Raw genomic sequence first — 16,080 nt, forward strand, 5'->3', positions numbered from 1 at the left:
GTTCATCTGTGTTGAGTCGTATCCCACCCCATATCCGAGTTACAAGTCCGATTATATCTAATAATTCAAAGAAGGTAGAGCATTATGATGTCAGAAGCCGATATGTCCGCTCGACAATTACAGCAACAGAGAGACAGAGAGTTCCGCCGAAATAGGCATTTACTTGACGAGCAACCTGAGTACCGAAAACGAAAGCGCAGCCCTGTGCATGGTATTGGCGACGCAGATATGCGCTTTGGGTCTGATACCAGTATGCAAGAAGAGGATATTGAAACAATATTTCTTGAGGATTTGGAGTATTCAGAAAGTCTTAGCTCTGATAGTTATGACGATTTTGTGCCAATTTTAGACGAGCATGCTGCCTACATTACTTCAACAGACGAAGTGGAGGAAGCCATTGAAAAGATTGGTAGTAGTAATTTTGATATGTTACTCAATAGCGAGCAAATTAAAGACGTAGCGCAGCACTATTATCAGATTGTTGGTGCTAGATTGAGTCATATTTATAAACTTATAATACCTGAAAGTCGATTTGTAGATGTCGGTTTTAAAGAGATAAACAAAGCCGCGATGCAAGAAATGCCTGGAGCAAATTTAATTAGAAATTTTGCATTCCAGTATGGTGAAGAGTCAGTTGAAGCAGCTTTTTCAATTAACCCAGCATGGAATATTGCGATTCCAGCTGGTGGTAGTGAAGAAAGGGTACGTGAGGCGGCCGGCGCAGATTCAATCAATGACACAAAAATAAGGTTTTTCGCTGCCAAAGATTTTAAATATTTGGACTCAAGTGGTGTTACACAAACCATGAGCAATATCGTTGGAGACAAGTTTGAGGCAAGGTTGTCTCGCTTTGCTCCAAGAGGTGAGTCAGCAGAGGTTAATGCAGATCAAGCCGATTTAATGAAAAAGACCTTGGTACGTAACAATCATGGTAACAATGCTAATGAAAAAGGATGGATAAGAGGGCATCTACTAAATGATAATTTAGGCGGTTCAGCCCTTAAATTTAACTTATACCCGATCACCGGTTTTGCGAATAAAGAGCATCATTCTCGTGTCGAATTACACGTAAAGAACTTAGTAGCAGCGGGTTATATCGTTGAATACAAAGTGACTGTGAACCCCATATCTCCCGCGCCATATCAGCTTGAAAGTGCACCCGGGTATAAAAGTGGCGCCGCGCCTAAAGCAGATTTTCAGTGCTCGGTTAAAGTGCTTAATGACACAAGTACAGATGCTGTCAGTCAATACCATTCGCAGGGCACATTTGATATCACAATTACTTCAGAGTACAAGCAAAAACACACAGCTACAGGTGATGTTGCTAAATTAAAGACTTTTGCAAACAAAGCAGTTAAGAGCAAAAACAACCAAGTTGACAGCATAGACTATATGCGGCCATGGAAAAATAAAAAAGGATTGACAAAGCCACTTGGAAAATCACACAAGGACGATAAACATATACTCAAAGACTATACAGATTGGACAAGTAATCAAAAAAGTAGCAAGTTTTGGACATGGGACCAAGCCCGTATAGACGCACTCAAAGCGGCACTAAAATAAGTAAATTTGTACAGTTTTACCCTTTTCGCGCTCATTCGTATGTAAGTATCTTCCTACTGCTCAGTAGTGCCCATTTTACCTTCCAAAATTCTCGTCTCAACAAAAGGAAACTTTTGAATATGCAAAAACAACAGCAAGAACAGGAGCTTAATCCTGCTTCAAAAATGTACCCCACTAAAGCGGCGTTGTCAGTTAGCAAAGCGCTCGATGAAGATTCAGTAAGTGTTGATCTCTTATCATCGGGTGTGGATGTTGCTAAAAGCTATGCTTCGCAGATTGTGTGGGATCACTTCCAAGGGGATCAAACTGCGAAATGGATTATAGCAAGTGTATTTAACTACGCCATGACGTCTTTAAAGTCCTTAAACCCTTGGGTAACAGCTATTGCACAGGCACTGGTCTATTTAGCAAAAGTGCCAGCTGGTGTAGTGTCTGCTGTACTTTGGGCCATTGGTAAAATGTGGCTGTGGGTTGCCAATAAGTTTTATAATGGTGGTTGGATAGCCATGGCCTGGGGAGATATTGATGAAGCTTATATTTATAAATGGCTAAAACAAGGCAAGGATGCTCATTCAGCTCTAAGTGCGCTAGTAGAAAATTTAGAGTCTTGGGTTAAATATATTCAAGATAAGCTTTCCAGTCGAGTCGCCGGACTGATGGGGATCAGTGCTGACAATGGTTCCCCGGAGGAACCGGCACCAAATGATAAATCAGAATCTGAATCGTCTCCCAATATCGTTGATAACAAGTTTATTTCTCTCGGTATTAATCAACCTGAACTAATGGAGTGGGAAGGAGGGGGCAATAAGCCAAAGCGGGCAGGGTTGCATGGCACTGGTGTGGCAAAAGTTAACTTGCTTGGCCAGCAGTTTGGCGGTGATATCGACATCAAGCTACCTTTCGGCTCTGGCTGGGAGGTATCTATTGAACCCGTCTTTGTTAGTCAACAGGGCGTTGGATTCAGTGGCATTATTAGCGCCCACCAAGTACTAGGTGATGAGCTTGTCATTAATGATGAAGGTCTTTCAAGTTTTAAAGCCAGCATTGTTGGGTTGGACATTGCCGATAAGCGAGTTTACTCAGATTTAATGTCATTGCACTACAACAAGCAGCAAAAAGAGGTTCATTTTTCGGGGGATGCACATGTTCCCCTTTGGGATAAAAAGAAGCTAGATGGTGATTTTGATCTTAAACTCGATACAGCTGGTAAATTTAAATCATCACGAGCGAAAATTGCCTCATCTGATACCTTTGAGGTGATCCCAAACTACTTGTCTGTAAGCAACCTTTCGGGTGAAGTTGAAGTTGCGAAGGATACGGCACCTGAATTTGAGGTTGGCACAGATGTTTCTCTGTATGGACTGCCCGCAGGAGTAAAAGCATCAGTGACGCAAGCTAAAGTGATGTACCATGACGAGCAACTCGGTGGTGAAATTGAACAAGCCGACATCGAAATCCCTGTGAGTAAACACACCACAATGACGCTAGCAATGAGTAAGGCCAAATTTACCAAAGATAAAATTGAGGCAGAAAATGCCTATATGGATTTGGACCATGACAACTCTAAAATAGCGAACGACAAAGCGATTGTAGAGTCGAGCTTTTTCTCAGGCAACTTTGATTTTGGAAAAGTCTTCGAGCTGAAACAGCTGAAAGTCCACCAAGGTCTTTCTTCGATAAAATTTGAAGGAGGCAAGTTTACTTATGAAAAGGATCAAAATAATGGACTGCAGTTACTTAGAGCACGTATTTTAGGACTTGAAGCGTATTACGACCATGAGCAGCGAGAAGGTGGGATCAAAGGGGAGTGGAAAAAAGGGATAGATTTCCCCGCATTTTCTCTAGATTTTCCGGTAGGTGCAGGCTTTGCGGGTGTGGCTATCGATGTGAGTGGCGGATTTGAATTTGGTGCCGGTATTGGTGCTTCACTTCGCAACAAAGAAGAAGAAAATACCGATACTGAAATGGTCTTTAATGTCATTGGTGAAGCATCCGCCAGTGCGAAAGCAAAAGCACGTATTGAAGCTGGCGCGTTTGTGGGGGTTCCTTATCTTGCCAAGGTGCAAGGTGGGCTGTTTGGAGAGATTCGAGGAGGTGTTGAAGGGAAAATACTCACCTCTGGGCGTTTGAAATATACTCGCGGTCAAGGTGGAGACAGTTTTGGTCACTTTGGCATTGATAAAGATTGGCCAATGCAAGGTGACTTCAGCCTAACTGGGTCGTTAGAAGCAGAAGTGGGAGCTTCAATTAAAGCAAAAGTACTTACTTTTGAAAAAGAAATTGCCTCTATTTCTATAGGCGATTGGACACTAGGTGAGTATACCCTTGATGGCACGATTAAGAAGAATCCAAATGGCAAGGGTTATCATGTTGAGCGATCTAAAGGCGAATTCGCCAACAAAAAGCCAGAGCCAGTAAAAGTAACGAAAGAAAACCTAGGTGTTGATAAGTGGGTAGCGCAGCTTGAAAAAGATGATAGTCACATCGAGTACACAGATGAAGAAGCGAAACGAAAGTTGCCGGAGGTTGCAAGGAAGACTGTATACAGTCCATTAAGCCCGCCACAAAAAGACGACATCAGAGAAAGGTATACTAATTTGCTTAAGCTGATGCCACACCGCCTTAAATTCGGGAAAATCTATCAAAAACTTAAGGCCGAAAGGGATAATTTACCAAATAGTGGCACATATATTTGGACCTCCAAAGTTTGGAGTGAAGCGGTTCAAAGAAAGAACTTCTGGTTTATTGAACTTAGCTGGAGTAAAGCGAAGGTGGCAGATAAGTTAGATGAGTATCACAAGGCATCTACTATTTTAGAACGCCGGATTATCTTACAAAAGCTCGAGGAAATAGCCACGGACTATCGTACCAATCGCTCTAAAAACGAGGAAAACAAAGCTGCTGCACAAGACTTCTTAGATAGTATCGACAAAGAAAGACTTTTCCTCATGTAGTTCTAATTACCTGTCAAATTCAGTGTATTGCGATTAAAGCAATGTGTGTAATGAACGTGTAATACCTAACTTAAAGATTTATCGTTAAGGTCAACTCAGGCCAATTGAGCGGTGAAGACCACATCACTTTTTAGGCCAATTTGGTACAACATGTAAAAGGAACACATAGTATGCTTAATCATTATAGGCTACTTACTTTATGACTCGAAACACACTCTATACTTCTGATATATGAGTCAAACTAAAAGCAGCCACATGGCTGCTTTTTCTATTCAATCTAGCGCAATAATAAAGGGGCTACTGTACAAGTTTGGGATATTCACTTTCATTAACCGCTTTTTGATAAAGGACGGCCAATAGTGATTGGGGGGCAAAGTGATAAATGACAGTGCGTTCTTTTATCTGCACATAATGAGCAAACATATAGCTGTATGACTTTTGATAATTAATTTTACTTTTAACGACTTATACCGCGTATATTTAAAGAAACATGGTTCCGCTTTGTGTACAATGACGCCGAATATCTACATAGAATGGAATGAACATGAACAAATATACAGTGTCTTCAATCATGCTTGCTACTTTGATGCTTGGAGGATGTGGTGGCTCGTCTCATAATACAGCTGATAAAGATGCTTCTATTCCAGCAGCGTTATCTAAGCCTAAGCTCACTGTTAACGTTAAAAAACGCAATAAATGTGGAGAGCTAGTTGGCTACCCTCTGGCTAATATCGTGTTTCATGGTGAGGACGGCAGCCCTTTGTTAATCGACTCTCCAAATAATAGCGGCTTCTATAGCAAAGAACTACCTGAAGGCGCTCAATCAGTGTCATTTGTTGGTCTTGAAGGTCTTGATGAATATACTAAAGTACGGACAATTTTCACTGAGTTAGATATTGCCAATGGCGCAGAACTAAACACAATAGAGTTTAAAGATGAAATGGCTTACTGTGATTGCCGTCAAGTTGAAGTAGACTTCAGCCCGCTGGCCATCTCTCACAGTCAATATTATTTGTCTAAAGAAGGAGGAGGTAGCGTAAGTTATTTTAAAGATTTCCCCTCACTCTGTGGTGACAATACAAAACTCTATTACACGCTCACTAGCCCCGGTTATGATTTCACCACGGTGGCTGCCATAGACGTGCCAAAGACGATGTCCAAAGTGGTCGTTGATGGAAATCAGTTTGTCCATGAGGGGGTGCTTGTCGCTACTTCCAGTTTGGAGCATGGAACGCAAGTATATGTAAACGGTAAAGATAATAACGATAACGAAATCTTTTCCGAGATGGATTTTGTGAGTGACTCAACAAAATTGAATATTTATCCTTCTGTTTCAGAAACGAATGAACTACGCAATTATGCTGTTTCAAGGAGCACACAGACAGGGCGTTATGAAATGGTATACGCAGGGATCAAGAGGCGAATCAAAAAAGATGGCAAGATAGGTGAAGTTGTACTGCCAACTGTTCCTGACGAATTAAGCGGCCATTTAAGTGCTGCTAAATTAGCTCTCACACAGCAAATGGAGTTTGATTATAGTTTCAAGACGATTGATAGTCGTATTCAATCCGCAAAATGGCAATTCTACTTTGACTCTTCGGAACATAATGTTGAATACACACGCTGGCATGTGTCTGGCCCTCTAAATGCAACAATCCCTACTTTGACCTATGGCGATGCGTTTAAAGCGACAAACCATGAAGTAACTCGAACGCATTTGCATTTATCCGGTTTTGAAGGGGCACCAAGAGATTTCTCTGATTACAGGCAATATTTGTACACGCACGCAGATAAAGCGACAGCAGGAGATAATGTTTTCATCCTACTTGTGTCTCGTATTAACGGAGAAACACTCATTAAATAAAAAACGGCAGCGAAATAGCTGCCGTTTTTGGATTCTTACGAGACAGTTACTTGATGATAAGTTGATCTTCGTAAGTGTAGATACCATTAGGGTCAGTTAGATTGAATACTTTTACTGCCATTGTTTTACCAGCAGCATTTTCACACTCGATGATTTGATAAAGCACAGGCTGAGCTGTGTCATTTGTATATACTTTGTCTTGTGTGAATACATCAGCGTGGAATACGTTTGAAGTGTCTTTACCGTGGAAAAGACCAAGTGAAACACCGCGGTTTGCTACCGTGTGGCAGTATGACTGAGAGCGATTCTGGTTATCTACATTTAGAGTGCTCTTAACACGGTATGCAGAGTGGTAGCCGAAAGAGTATGGCTGATTAACAAACTCACCAGCAGGCTCTACAGTAATATCCCAATTTACAATTGGTGCACCAGGTACATTTACTAATACGTGGTACCAAGTATTGTCAGCATCGTAGCAACCAAGCTTAAGTAGCTTCGAATCTGTTAGGCGCTCTTCAGGGATGCCATTGTTAACACCAATAGTTGCTTGGCCAACGATGTTTTGATCTGGTTGAACAGCTGCATTAACAATGTGGCTGCCATCAACGTTTGAATATAGGTTACCGTACTCACAACGAGCGCCGTCACGAAGCTCAATATCAGCTGAGAAGTTATGTGCAAATTCACTAGTGATTACTACACGGCTAACAGGGCCGTCAGCGTATACAGTGTGGCGGTCATAACCATTTGTATCTGCGATATTGATAGGTGCAGCAACTGCACTTACAGAAGTTATCATTGCAGCAGCAAATGTACCTAATTTAAACATTTTCATTTTTAATCCTTTGGATAGTTTTATACCAGTGTCACCACTGGGTTTCACTTGTCAGTTTTATCAGTTTTAGTTGGTTATCACTTGGGCCCAAAGTGTTAACGAGGTGCAAAGTAGCAAACAAAAAAGGGACAGGCAAATTGACTGGGCAGATTGATTTTTCTGATTTGAAAATATTTATTTCTATATTTATCAGTTGGTTATGATTTCTTTAAGTGTGACATATTTATCAATGAAAATTTTCATAAGGAAGCATCAGGGTTTCTACGCAACTCATTTTATGAATATAAGGTTTTATATGCTAGATAGTCGGAGTTCCTGTATTTTTTTGAGTTTTCTTTCGTTTTTTATTGAATTGTTTTTACAGCGTCCTGTAATTTTTGATTTGACCACTTTTCAGGTTTGGAAGGCGCTTTACCTATTCGTAATGTTGAACCCGTGCCTGGCTCAGTGATAATCACCTTGCCAAATTGATTTTCTATGGTGATGGGATGTTCACTGTCTAGTAAAATGACCTCTATGCTCTCGTTATCGTAGAGGTTACCACCCCAAAAATCGGTGCCTCTAATACCAATAGATCCCAGCGGTGTTTTTATTTTAAAGTTTGGTCTAGCAACTTTGGTGATTTCACCGGTTACGACTCGAAATGCACCTGCAACAAACTCAAAGCTAGCACTTGGATCTTTTTGTGAATGCCCATGGTTAAATTCAGACACTAAAAACTGGGTATCAGCTCCAAGTGTGAGAATAGTCCCTTCACTAAATCTAAATTGAGCGCGAGCTAATTTCCCTGTGGCGATAGAGTCATTATTAAAAATCGAGGACTTGCGTTTTAAAGTCCTGAGCTTCTCACCTTTAGTTGCGACCACGTTATGTTTCGCCAACATCGTTTTAGCCACTTGTTCAGCGCTAATTGAAAAACACATGAAGCAACAATAGACCAGCAGAGAAATTTTCATAATGAGCCTGTTTTGTTTTGCCTACTCAACTTCCTTAGATAGGTTTTAGCTGTTCAATTAATTAATCGCAAATAAATAGTCACAAATGTTTTAAGCCTGCGTCAATGAGCATAGAAAAACGAAAATGGCAGTGATTTTTGTGCATGTGAGAAAGACATCAACACAACAGAGTGAACCCTTAGCAATCATGAAAGCTGGTTCTCTCCATTGGGCTCGAATGCAGCTTGATCAAAAAGCGTGCTTGAGCGGTTCTATCATAGCTCAGTTAAACCGATTTTTTGCCCCAGAGCAGGCGACACAATCTCCAACATTCAAGGTGTTGAGCGGTAATCACACTGGCGCTTTTTGTTTGGGAGCTGATTTAACATTGCTGGCACAGCTCGCCCAGCACGGAGATATCGCCGGGTTGCAAAACTATGCTGCCGATTATCTTATGCTCGTTAACCGAATACTTACAGGCAGAAAAGACAGCGTGACGAGTATTTCGGTTGTGCAAGGGCGAGCGCTGGGTGCTGGCATGGTGATGGCGTTGGCGTTGGCGTCAGATATTGTGATTGCTGAACCTCAGGCCGAGTTTATGAATCCAGACATTTTGTTCAATGACTATCCAAGTTCGGTGCTTGCGAAAAAGTTAAGCAATAAAGCCAGTTGCGACATTGTTATGGACGTAGTTTGTTCTGGAAAAAAGTTTAGCGCTGAAGCCCTATACGAATTAGGTCTAGTGGATATTTTGTGTAAAAAAGGCTGTGCCGACAAAGCAGTTTACGATTTGGTTGCGCGGGTAAGGGCGTCTTCGCATGGTCATATTGCATTGCAAAAGTATCGAGCTGATCATCATGGACTGTCAAATAAGACAAGAAAAATCCTAATAGATAGATGGGTTTCAAATATAACAAATGGAGATAATCGCTTTATTCAATACATACGCAGATTGGGGCGATTACAAAGCGAATGAGAGTAGTGTGAGTTGGCAAACTGTTTTGCGCGCAAGGATGGGGCGCAGTTTGCCCTTTTTCGCTATTTTTCACGTTGTATATGCTATACCGGGGAAGGAAAAAGCCGATGATAAAAATACTAAACGCAAGTACTATTTTTAACCTGCTGCTTGATAAAGGCGTTTTGATAGTGCCAACAGCTGGGCCATTGGATGTTGTATCCAAAGGGCTAATATGTCACGGTGAAATTGCAGTTCAGGATGACATTGAAAAGTTCTTAAAAAAGAAAGTGAATATGTCTCCATATATTCAAGGTGCTCATGTAGCAGGTGGTTCTGTCACTTTTAGTGCGATAAATGATATTGTGTTATCAGATGTTACCTTTAAAGGCGGCGCTCCCATCGTTTTAAAGGGAGACATAAAATGCTCGTTGAGTGTTATTCCAGCCTTAAACGACAAAGGGATCCCTGACCCATCGCCACCAACAGAACTTACTGTTAAATTTGTACCGACACAGCCCATCACGGTATCAAAATAGATGTTTGAGGTTAACGCCATAATACCCAGTCTATACTTTCTATAAAGCTAGAATCGAATAATCATCGTGCACCTAAAGCGCTTCCAAATTATTAAAGGAGCGCTTTTTTTTCAGCTACCGTGCTGTCACCTATAGCACATCTTTGTACTCACTTGTTTTGCGACTTCTCTATCTTTTTAAAATATTAAAAACAGAGCGTTTGTTTCTGTTTTATGTTTTTTATCAGGTGTTTATAGATTTATTTAAAAAAGTATTAGTTATTTTTCACAGTGCTGACTAAGGGGCGTCTTAGCCATACAAATTAATTTACAAGACACATCGGTTGGGACTGATGTGGCGGAGCCGTGGTATAGGCTCTTTGTCTTAAGAGGCGCAGGCTTGCTCGAGTGGATTTGTTCCCATTGATTTGCCATTCGATAGGTTTTTCAGTTAGCCGGGTCTTGCGCCTCGTTTACCCAAATTCTTGCCGTACTGGCTCATTAGAATGTAATTATCAACGTAAGGAAATATTATGCCTCAATATAAAACCCCAGACGTCTATGTCCAAGAGAAATCAACGCTGCCACCGTCTGTAGCAGAAGTTGCAACAGCTATCCCTGCTTTCATTGGTTACACTACCAAATTAAATGAAGAAGGCAATGCACCAGCATACTTGAACACACCAGTTCGTATCACCAGCATGGTTGAGTTCGAAGCTGTATTTGGTGGCGCTTACCAAGAAAGCTTTACACTTAAGCCTAAGTCAGCAGGTGGCTTTGCTGTGATGTCTAGTACAGGCGAACTAGAAGATGCACAATACTTCTTGCATCAATCAGTAAGCCACTATTTTGCAAATGGTGGCGGTGCGTGTTACATCGTTAGTATCGGTAAAGCAGGTGACATGCTATCAGCTGAAGGCTTTACTAAGGCAATCGATTTACTGAATAAAGTTGACGAAGTAACGCTTATCTCAAGTCCAGAGTCAATTGGCTTAAGTACGACAAAACACTACGAAGTACAAAACAAAGCGCTTGTACACGCTGAAAAAAGAATGGACCGCTTTGCACTTGTAGATGTACAAATGCAAGCAGATGCAGCCAGCATTGACCCAATCTCTGAAGATGCCGCTGCACTTCGCGCTGGCGCAACGCTTGGCCTGAAATACGGTGCAGCATATTACCCATATCTAACAACGACGATTGCACGTGCATATGATGCAACCAAAGTTGTTGTTAATACGCCACTTACTGCACAAGTTTGGTGGCCTAAAGACCCGTCTCATAAATTAGTATGTTTAGACCAAGGTGCTTGGGTTGAGATTGGCCAAGACTACCTGCTGCCAAAAGGCGATAGCTCTGACGATATTACCGACCCGGCATATAGCCCAGCTGGTAAGCGTTACTTGGTGCCTGAAACTGTTTTTGCGACAGATGATACGAACTATTACCGCTTGACAGATGGTTCAGAAGTGAAACTTGAAAATGGTGAAATCGTTGAAACGGGTGGTACTGCGCTTGTTATCGAAAACGAGTTTGCATTGACACCAGTGACTCTTCCTTCTCTTCAACTTGCGGCGATAGGTAACCCAGCTTACCCATTCTCATCGGCAGACGTTTATAACCAAGTAAAAGCAGAGCTTGGTAAAAACTACCTTGATCTTCCTCCTTCACCAGCGATTGCCGGTGTAATGGCTAAAACAGATAAAGATCGTGGTGTATGGAAAGCGCCTGCGAACGCAGCCCTTGCACAAGTACTTATGCCTAAACTAACCATCGACAATGCAGACCAAGAAGGCCTAAACGTTGATGCGACATCAGGTAAATCAATCAACGCAATCCGTACTTTTGTTGGTAAAGGTACGCTGGTTTGGGGTGCTCGAACGCTTGCTGGTAATGACAATGAATGGCGTTACGTCTCTGTACGTCGACTGTTCAACATGGTTGAAGAGTCCGTTCAAAAAGCGACGCATTTCGCAGTCTTTGAGCCAAACACACCATTCACTTGGTTAAAACTTAAAACCATGATTGAAAGCTACCTAGAGAACTTATGGCGTTCAGGTGCGTTCTTTGGTGAAACTCCAGAGCAAGCATTTTTCGTCAATGTAGGCTTAGGTCAAACAATGACAGAGGATGACATTAACAACGGCTTGATGAACATTGAAATCGGTCTTGCTGCGGTTCGTCCTGCAGAATTCATCGTACTGACTTTCTCTCACAAAAGCTTAGAAGGCTAAGCCATAGCTTTTGGTTTTCAGCGAAACACAAGGTCTATTTGGCCAGAATAAATTGCCAAATAGACACCTATTTTTTCACTACAGCATAGCTGTAACTAAAGTATTTTTTTGGAGTTATTAAATGGCTACTACTAAAGCAGATATCGCAGCAGAATATCCAATTCCGGTCTATCGATTTGTTGTCAGTTTTGGCGAAGAAAGCATTCCGTTTTCAGAAGTTTCTGGTCTAGACATCGGTGTTGAAACAATTACTTATAAAGATGGCTACGGCAAGAAACACATGCCTGGGCAACCAACAGATGTGAACATCACATTGAAGCGTGGTTTAGTTAAACAGAAGAGCCAGTTCTACGATTGGATCTCTTCAATCAGCTTGAACCTTGTTGACAAAAAGGACATCACAATTTCATTGACGAATGAAGACCGTTCACAGCCTCTAGTTACATGGAAAGTGATCAATGCATTTCCTAAGAAGCTAACTGCACCAAGCATTAACGGTGGCTCAAATGAGGCAAGTGTTGAGTCATTAGAAATGATGGCAGACGACATTAAGATCGAGTTCCACTAATTTTATTCTCTTGTTTAGGGCACGAGAGTGCCCATTTAGGTGTGAAATATGTTTCAAGATCCTAGAACGCCGATGGTTGGGTATCGCTTTCTTGTTAGCATTGTAACTGCTGGCATACCTAACCCCGTTGATATTCTATTTAAGGAAGTCAGTGGACTGAAAATGGCTAGGAGCATCGACTATACGAATAACCGAGTGAGTGTTGCAAACTCAAAACAAGCGAGGGCCCTGACTTTGAAAAGGGGGGTCTTTCAAGGAGGTAGTTTGTTAATGCTACAAAACTTGGTAGTGGGAGATGCATGGAGTACCTATTTAGTTAAGAACGATATTTTAGTCACGATACTAGATGATAACTTTTTGCCAGCCCAAGCTTGGCTAGTACAAAACGCATTTTTAGAAAGTTGGGAATGGGAAGGAATTGATGCTGGTCGAAATGACGTGTTAATCGAATCATTGAGTTTTAGTTATCGTGACCTAGTTTCAGTGCCAGTTCCAGGCTTACCTTCGTAACAAGGAGTAAGCAAACATGGAAATAAAGTGTAATCAAGTTCATGTCAAAGCGCGCATTCGAGCAGACCAAGCGAGTGAGGGTACTGGCGATAATTCTTCCGAGCCTTCCCAGCAAGCGCCAGCACCGGAGCAGCATAGCAACGCGATTGGGCGCTACGAAATTCAGGAGCTGCTTTGTCAATTGGAAGCTGATTTAAAGCGTCATATTGAGTTTAGGTTTGCAAAATTTGGTAAAGATAAAAGGCCCTGATAATGACTAAATCAAGTGGTATTAATGCAAGTGGGCTACCACTTTGCAAAGTAACATTTTATAAAAAAATCGAACGTGGTGATGGAAACAAGCTGGGAGAGCTGACTCTCCCTTACGATCCAAAATCGTTAAATGTGACTCACCAAAATCATCTGGTTGAATCTAAAATTATTGGCTCTGAGAGTGGTTCGGCGCGTTATCAAAAATCGCCCACTTCAATGCTGACAATCAAGTTTTTGCTCGACGACACCATCATAGAAACGCCAGGTCAACTTGGCATGGCAGAAACTGGAGAAACAGAAACTGAAGACAGCATTCAGCAATTACTAAAATATGGATTAGCTGTACAAGGAGAAACACATTTACCTGCGTTTGTCACCATAATGCCGTTGAATATGGTTTTAAATCACGGTGCAGATGGTGGTTTCCATGGGATGTTAAACGACATCCATGTAATTAGTGAGCTAGTAAACGGTAAGGGCAATCGAGTCAAGGCACAGGTTGTGTGCCATGTGTCTGAGTGCCTCTCAAATAAAGAAATAAAATTGAGGACTGGTAAAAGCTCCCCGGATTTAACTCACGTATTTCAGCACAAAGCAGGTGATAGCATCATTGGTCAAGTCACGTCAATTTATGGCGAACCTGGATACGTGCACCAAGTTGCGAGCGTGAATAAACTGGCCTCAATTCGTGGTGCTGATGTGGGGGCTGACATTATTTACCCCCCATTGGAGCGTTAATATGGACATACGTTACACCATTTTAGTTGATGGCAGTGAGAAGAAGTTAGAAGTCGGGGTAAAGGAAATCATCGCACATAGGGGCGTGAATCAAATTCCTGAGCTATCAATCGTGTTTGAAGATGGCGATATGGCTGAAGAGAAATACACTTTGTCTTTGTCGAGTGATTTTCCTCCTGGCAAAACGATTGAAGTAAAAGCCGGCTTTGGCGATGCGCCACAAATAACTGTTTTTTCAGGTGTGATCACTGGAGGCAAGATAGGTTATTGCTGTGCGCCATTTGTTGAAATCACCGCCAAAGGAGAAGCGAACAAACTCTGTCAATCGCAGATCAGCAAGTTATACAAACCAGACTCTACAGACACTGACATAATAAACGATTTGCTAACACCTTGTTCAGGCAAAAAAGCCGTAGCGGAAAGTAAAATTAAGCATTACCAATATCTTATGGTCGAAAAAAAACCTTGGGAAGTGATGATGAATCGCATTTTAACCAATGGTTTTGTTTTTTACGAAGAAGAAGGTGGGATCAATATTGTTGACCTAACTAAGCATAAGCCAGCGGCAACCGAGTTTAACGTCGCTATGGATGGGTGTACAGAGTTTGAGCTTTGTCTAGACAATAGCTCTTATGCAAAGAAAGTTGACCACAGCGCATGGGACATTAAAACACAGGCTTTGCTGAGTGAGAATCACGACTCTGGTGATAAAAAAGATGGATCAACAGCCGACATTGTTATCAAGTCGCAAGCACCTATCGACAAAGTTGAATTAGCAGCCAAAGCCAAGGCAGAACAAACATATCGGTTATGGGATACGCAGCAGGGTCGGATTCAAGTAGATATGTCTGTGGCCGAATCGCTACATAAGCTCAAGCTATTAGAGGCCATTACGGTATCTGGTGCAGGGGAGGGTAACAAAGCTGATTACATGGTGAGTGAAATTCATCACCACCTCTCCAATCAAGGGTGGTTTTGCGAGTTTACATTGGGGTTGTCATTGATGAACAGTGGCTGGTCACAATGGGAAACACTAGCGCCAACGCCAGTTGTTATTGGTAAAGTTGCGCCGTTTAAAGAAGATAAACAAAAGCTACACCGTATACCGCTTACACTGCACACCCTAACAACAGAGCCTATTTGGGCGAGACTACTGACCCCTTATGTTGGACCAGAGGAAGGATTATTCTTGCCTCCAAATCAAGATACCGAAGTGATTGTCGACTTCATTGGCGGAGATGCACGGTTTCCAGTGATTGTAGGCGCAGTACACAACCCAGTCGCAAAGCCGCCTCTAGGGGGCTACAAGAAAGAGTACGATGTAAGAGGATTGGTGTTTAAAGAACAGGCAATGGGTTTGAAGTTCACCTTTAAAAAGCCACATATCATTATGGAAGGAAGTAAGGAACACTCAATTTCATTAGGTGAAAGTTCAGGTTATAGCTTGTCGCAAAAAGACAAAGCAGGCATGACTGCCAAAACTGATGTTGTGATAAAGACACCGGATGACAGCCAAATTAAGATGGATAAATCCATCACCATCGAAAGTAAAAAAGTCGCTGTCGTAACAGATAAAATGGAAATTGGATAACGAGGAATTAAAAAATGGATCAATCATTTCTTGGTCAAGGCTGGGGGTTTCCACCCCAGTTTGCGAGCCCTGATTCAGGGCCCCATATGGCACAAGGGGAAGAACTTGTAAAACAAGCGATTTCTATTGCCTTAAACACGTTAAAAGGTGAGCGACCATTTTGGTCAGAGTTGGGATCAGGACTATCAAATTTTGTTTTTGAAGATGCAAGTGAGTCCGCACTTGTGACGCTCAAGCAAGAAATCTCGGCTGTGCTTTTGAATCATGAACCTAGGATCATATTAGAAGATATTTCCTTTGATCCGCAAGAGCTTTATGACGGTGTGCTACTTATCGAGCTAACCTATCTGATCAGAAAAACAAATAGCCGAAGCAATATGGTCTATCCATTTTATTTGTCTGAACAGTCAGTTTAAACACTATTACTTTCAGAGCACTAAGCGACACCTTTCACTTTTATCTTTGCACCGCAGCAATTGAACGAACGCCTTACTTGATGGCTAATTCAGCATGTTTCACGCAAGTAAACTCGTTTTCCGTTCGTTATCGAATTAATAAGGTAAT

Annotated in this window: 14 protein-coding genes; 12 read left to right on the top strand and 2 right to left on the bottom strand. The window is 41.8% G+C overall.

The window, feature by feature from the left end; translation table 11 throughout:
- Positions 1 to 84 precede the first annotated feature (84 nt).
- The 3 genes from N475_RS20495 to N475_RS20505 all read left to right on the top strand — a co-directional run bounded on the left by N475_RS20495 (position 85) and on the right by N475_RS20505 (position 6,381).
- Positions 85 to 1,563 (top strand): DNA/RNA non-specific endonuclease, encoded by a 1,479-nt coding sequence (locus N475_RS20495; protein WP_063356379.1) that lies wholly within the window; start codon positions 85 to 87, stop codon positions 1,561 to 1,563.
- A 119-nt stretch (positions 1,564 to 1,682) separates the two neighbouring features.
- Positions 1,683 to 4,517 carry a hypothetical protein gene (locus N475_RS20500; protein WP_063356378.1) on the top strand — a complete coding sequence of 945 codons (2,835 nt, stop codon included), beginning with the start codon at positions 1,683 to 1,685 and terminating at the stop codon, positions 4,515 to 4,517.
- A 544-nt stretch (positions 4,518 to 5,061) separates the two neighbouring features.
- Positions 5,062 to 6,381 carry a hypothetical protein gene (locus N475_RS20505; protein ID WP_063356377.1) on the top strand — a complete coding sequence of 440 codons (1,320 nt, stop codon included), beginning with the start codon at positions 5,062 to 5,064 and terminating at the stop codon, positions 6,379 to 6,381.
- Between the two features lie 46 nt (positions 6,382 to 6,427).
- Here N475_RS20505 and N475_RS20510 read toward each other — a convergent pair whose 3' ends face one another.
- Together N475_RS20510 and N475_RS20515 are read right to left on the bottom strand one after the other, a co-directional pair.
- Positions 6,428 to 7,216 carry a hypothetical protein gene (locus N475_RS20510; protein WP_063356376.1) on the bottom strand — a complete coding sequence of 263 codons (789 nt, stop codon included), beginning with the start codon at positions 7,214 to 7,216 and terminating at the stop codon, positions 6,428 to 6,430.
- A gap of 344 nt (positions 7,217 to 7,560) precedes the next feature.
- Positions 7,561 to 8,172 (bottom strand): FecR family protein, encoded by a 612-nt coding sequence (locus N475_RS20515; RefSeq protein ID WP_063356375.1) that lies wholly within the window; start codon positions 8,170 to 8,172, stop codon positions 7,561 to 7,563.
- Between the two features lie 124 nt (positions 8,173 to 8,296).
- Between N475_RS20515 and N475_RS20520 the strand changes: the two genes are divergently transcribed.
- The 9 genes from N475_RS20520 (at position 8,297) to N475_RS20560 (ending at position 15,932) form a co-directional block, all read left to right on the top strand.
- On the top strand, positions 8,297 to 9,127 hold the full coding sequence (locus N475_RS20520) for an enoyl-CoA hydratase-related protein (RefSeq protein ID WP_063365867.1): 831 nt from the start codon (positions 8,297 to 8,299) through the stop codon (positions 9,125 to 9,127).
- A gap of 107 nt (positions 9,128 to 9,234) precedes the next feature.
- The gene (locus N475_RS20525) at positions 9,235 to 9,645 is read left to right on the top strand and encodes a hypothetical protein (RefSeq protein WP_063356373.1); all 411 of its coding nucleotides are present in this window, start codon (positions 9,235 to 9,237) and stop codon (positions 9,643 to 9,645) included.
- A 511-nt stretch (positions 9,646 to 10,156) separates the two neighbouring features.
- Positions 10,157 to 11,857 (top strand): phage tail sheath family protein, encoded by a 1,701-nt coding sequence (locus N475_RS20530; RefSeq protein ID WP_063356372.1) that lies wholly within the window; start codon positions 10,157 to 10,159, stop codon positions 11,855 to 11,857.
- A gap of 121 nt (positions 11,858 to 11,978) precedes the next feature.
- Positions 11,979 to 12,425 carry a phage tail protein gene (locus N475_RS20535; protein WP_039609825.1) on the top strand — a complete coding sequence of 149 codons (447 nt, stop codon included), beginning with the start codon at positions 11,979 to 11,981 and terminating at the stop codon, positions 12,423 to 12,425.
- Between the two features lie 48 nt (positions 12,426 to 12,473).
- On the top strand, positions 12,474 to 12,935 hold the full coding sequence (locus N475_RS20540; RefSeq protein ID WP_063356371.1) for a phage tail protein: 462 nt from the start codon (positions 12,474 to 12,476) through the stop codon (positions 12,933 to 12,935).
- 16 nt (positions 12,936 to 12,951) lie between these two features.
- Positions 12,952 to 13,185, top strand: coding sequence for a hypothetical protein (locus N475_RS20545; protein ID WP_063356370.1), 234 nt, complete (start codon positions 12,952 to 12,954; stop codon positions 13,183 to 13,185).
- A 2-nt stretch (positions 13,186 to 13,187) separates the two neighbouring features.
- Positions 13,188 to 13,925 carry a CIS tube protein gene (locus N475_RS20550; protein ID WP_063365868.1) on the top strand — a complete coding sequence of 246 codons (738 nt, stop codon included), beginning with the start codon at positions 13,188 to 13,190 and terminating at the stop codon, positions 13,923 to 13,925.
- A gap of 1 nt (position 13,926) precedes the next feature.
- A complete protein-coding gene (locus tag N475_RS20555) occupies positions 13,927 to 15,516 on the top strand; it encodes a phage baseplate assembly protein V (protein ID WP_063365869.1) in 1,590 nt (529 codons plus the stop codon).
- A 14-nt stretch (positions 15,517 to 15,530) separates the two neighbouring features.
- Entirely contained in the window at positions 15,531 to 15,932 is a 402-nt protein-coding gene (locus N475_RS20560; protein ID WP_063356367.1) for a GPW/gp25 family protein, read from the top strand.
- Positions 15,933 to 16,080: the final 148 nt, after the last annotated feature.

The organism is Pseudoalteromonas luteoviolacea DSM 6061 (assembly GCF_001625655.1).
GTDB classification, from domain to species: domain Bacteria; phylum Pseudomonadota; class Gammaproteobacteria; order Enterobacterales; family Alteromonadaceae; genus Pseudoalteromonas; species Pseudoalteromonas luteoviolacea.

What these genes read in the sequence shown, in the direction of transcription:
- N475_RS20495 (WP_063356379.1), top strand. Translation starts at nt 85, where the DNA reads ATGATGTCAGAAGCCGATATGTCCGCTCGACAATTACAGCAACAGAGA.
- N475_RS20500 (WP_063356378.1), top strand. Translation starts at nt 1,683, where the DNA reads ATGCAAAAACAACAGCAAGAACAGGAGCTTAATCCTGCTTCAAAAATG.
- N475_RS20505 (WP_063356377.1), top strand. Translation starts at nt 5,062, where the DNA reads ATGAACAAATATACAGTGTCTTCAATCATGCTTGCTACTTTGATGCTT.
- N475_RS20510 (WP_063356376.1), bottom strand. Translation starts at nt 7,216, where the DNA reads ATGAAAATGTTTAAATTAGGTACATTTGCTGCTGCAATGATAACTTCT.
- N475_RS20515 (WP_063356375.1), bottom strand. Translation starts at nt 8,172, where the DNA reads ATGAAAATTTCTCTGCTGGTCTATTGTTGCTTCATGTGTTTTTCAATT.
- N475_RS20520 (WP_063365867.1), top strand. Translation starts at nt 8,297, where the DNA reads ATGGCAGTGATTTTTGTGCATGTGAGAAAGACATCAACACAACAGAGT.
- N475_RS20525 (WP_063356373.1), top strand. Translation starts at nt 9,235, where the DNA reads ATGATAAAAATACTAAACGCAAGTACTATTTTTAACCTGCTGCTTGAT.
- N475_RS20530 (WP_063356372.1), top strand. Translation starts at nt 10,157, where the DNA reads ATGCCTCAATATAAAACCCCAGACGTCTATGTCCAAGAGAAATCAACG.
- N475_RS20535 (WP_039609825.1), top strand. Translation starts at nt 11,979, where the DNA reads ATGGCTACTACTAAAGCAGATATCGCAGCAGAATATCCAATTCCGGTC.
- N475_RS20540 (WP_063356371.1), top strand. Translation starts at nt 12,474, where the DNA reads ATGTTTCAAGATCCTAGAACGCCGATGGTTGGGTATCGCTTTCTTGTT.
- N475_RS20545 (WP_063356370.1), top strand. Translation starts at nt 12,952, where the DNA reads ATGGAAATAAAGTGTAATCAAGTTCATGTCAAAGCGCGCATTCGAGCA.
- N475_RS20550 (WP_063365868.1), top strand. Translation starts at nt 13,188, where the DNA reads ATGACTAAATCAAGTGGTATTAATGCAAGTGGGCTACCACTTTGCAAA.
- N475_RS20555 (WP_063365869.1), top strand. Translation starts at nt 13,927, where the DNA reads ATGGACATACGTTACACCATTTTAGTTGATGGCAGTGAGAAGAAGTTA.
- N475_RS20560 (WP_063356367.1), top strand. Translation starts at nt 15,531, where the DNA reads ATGGATCAATCATTTCTTGGTCAAGGCTGGGGGTTTCCACCCCAGTTT.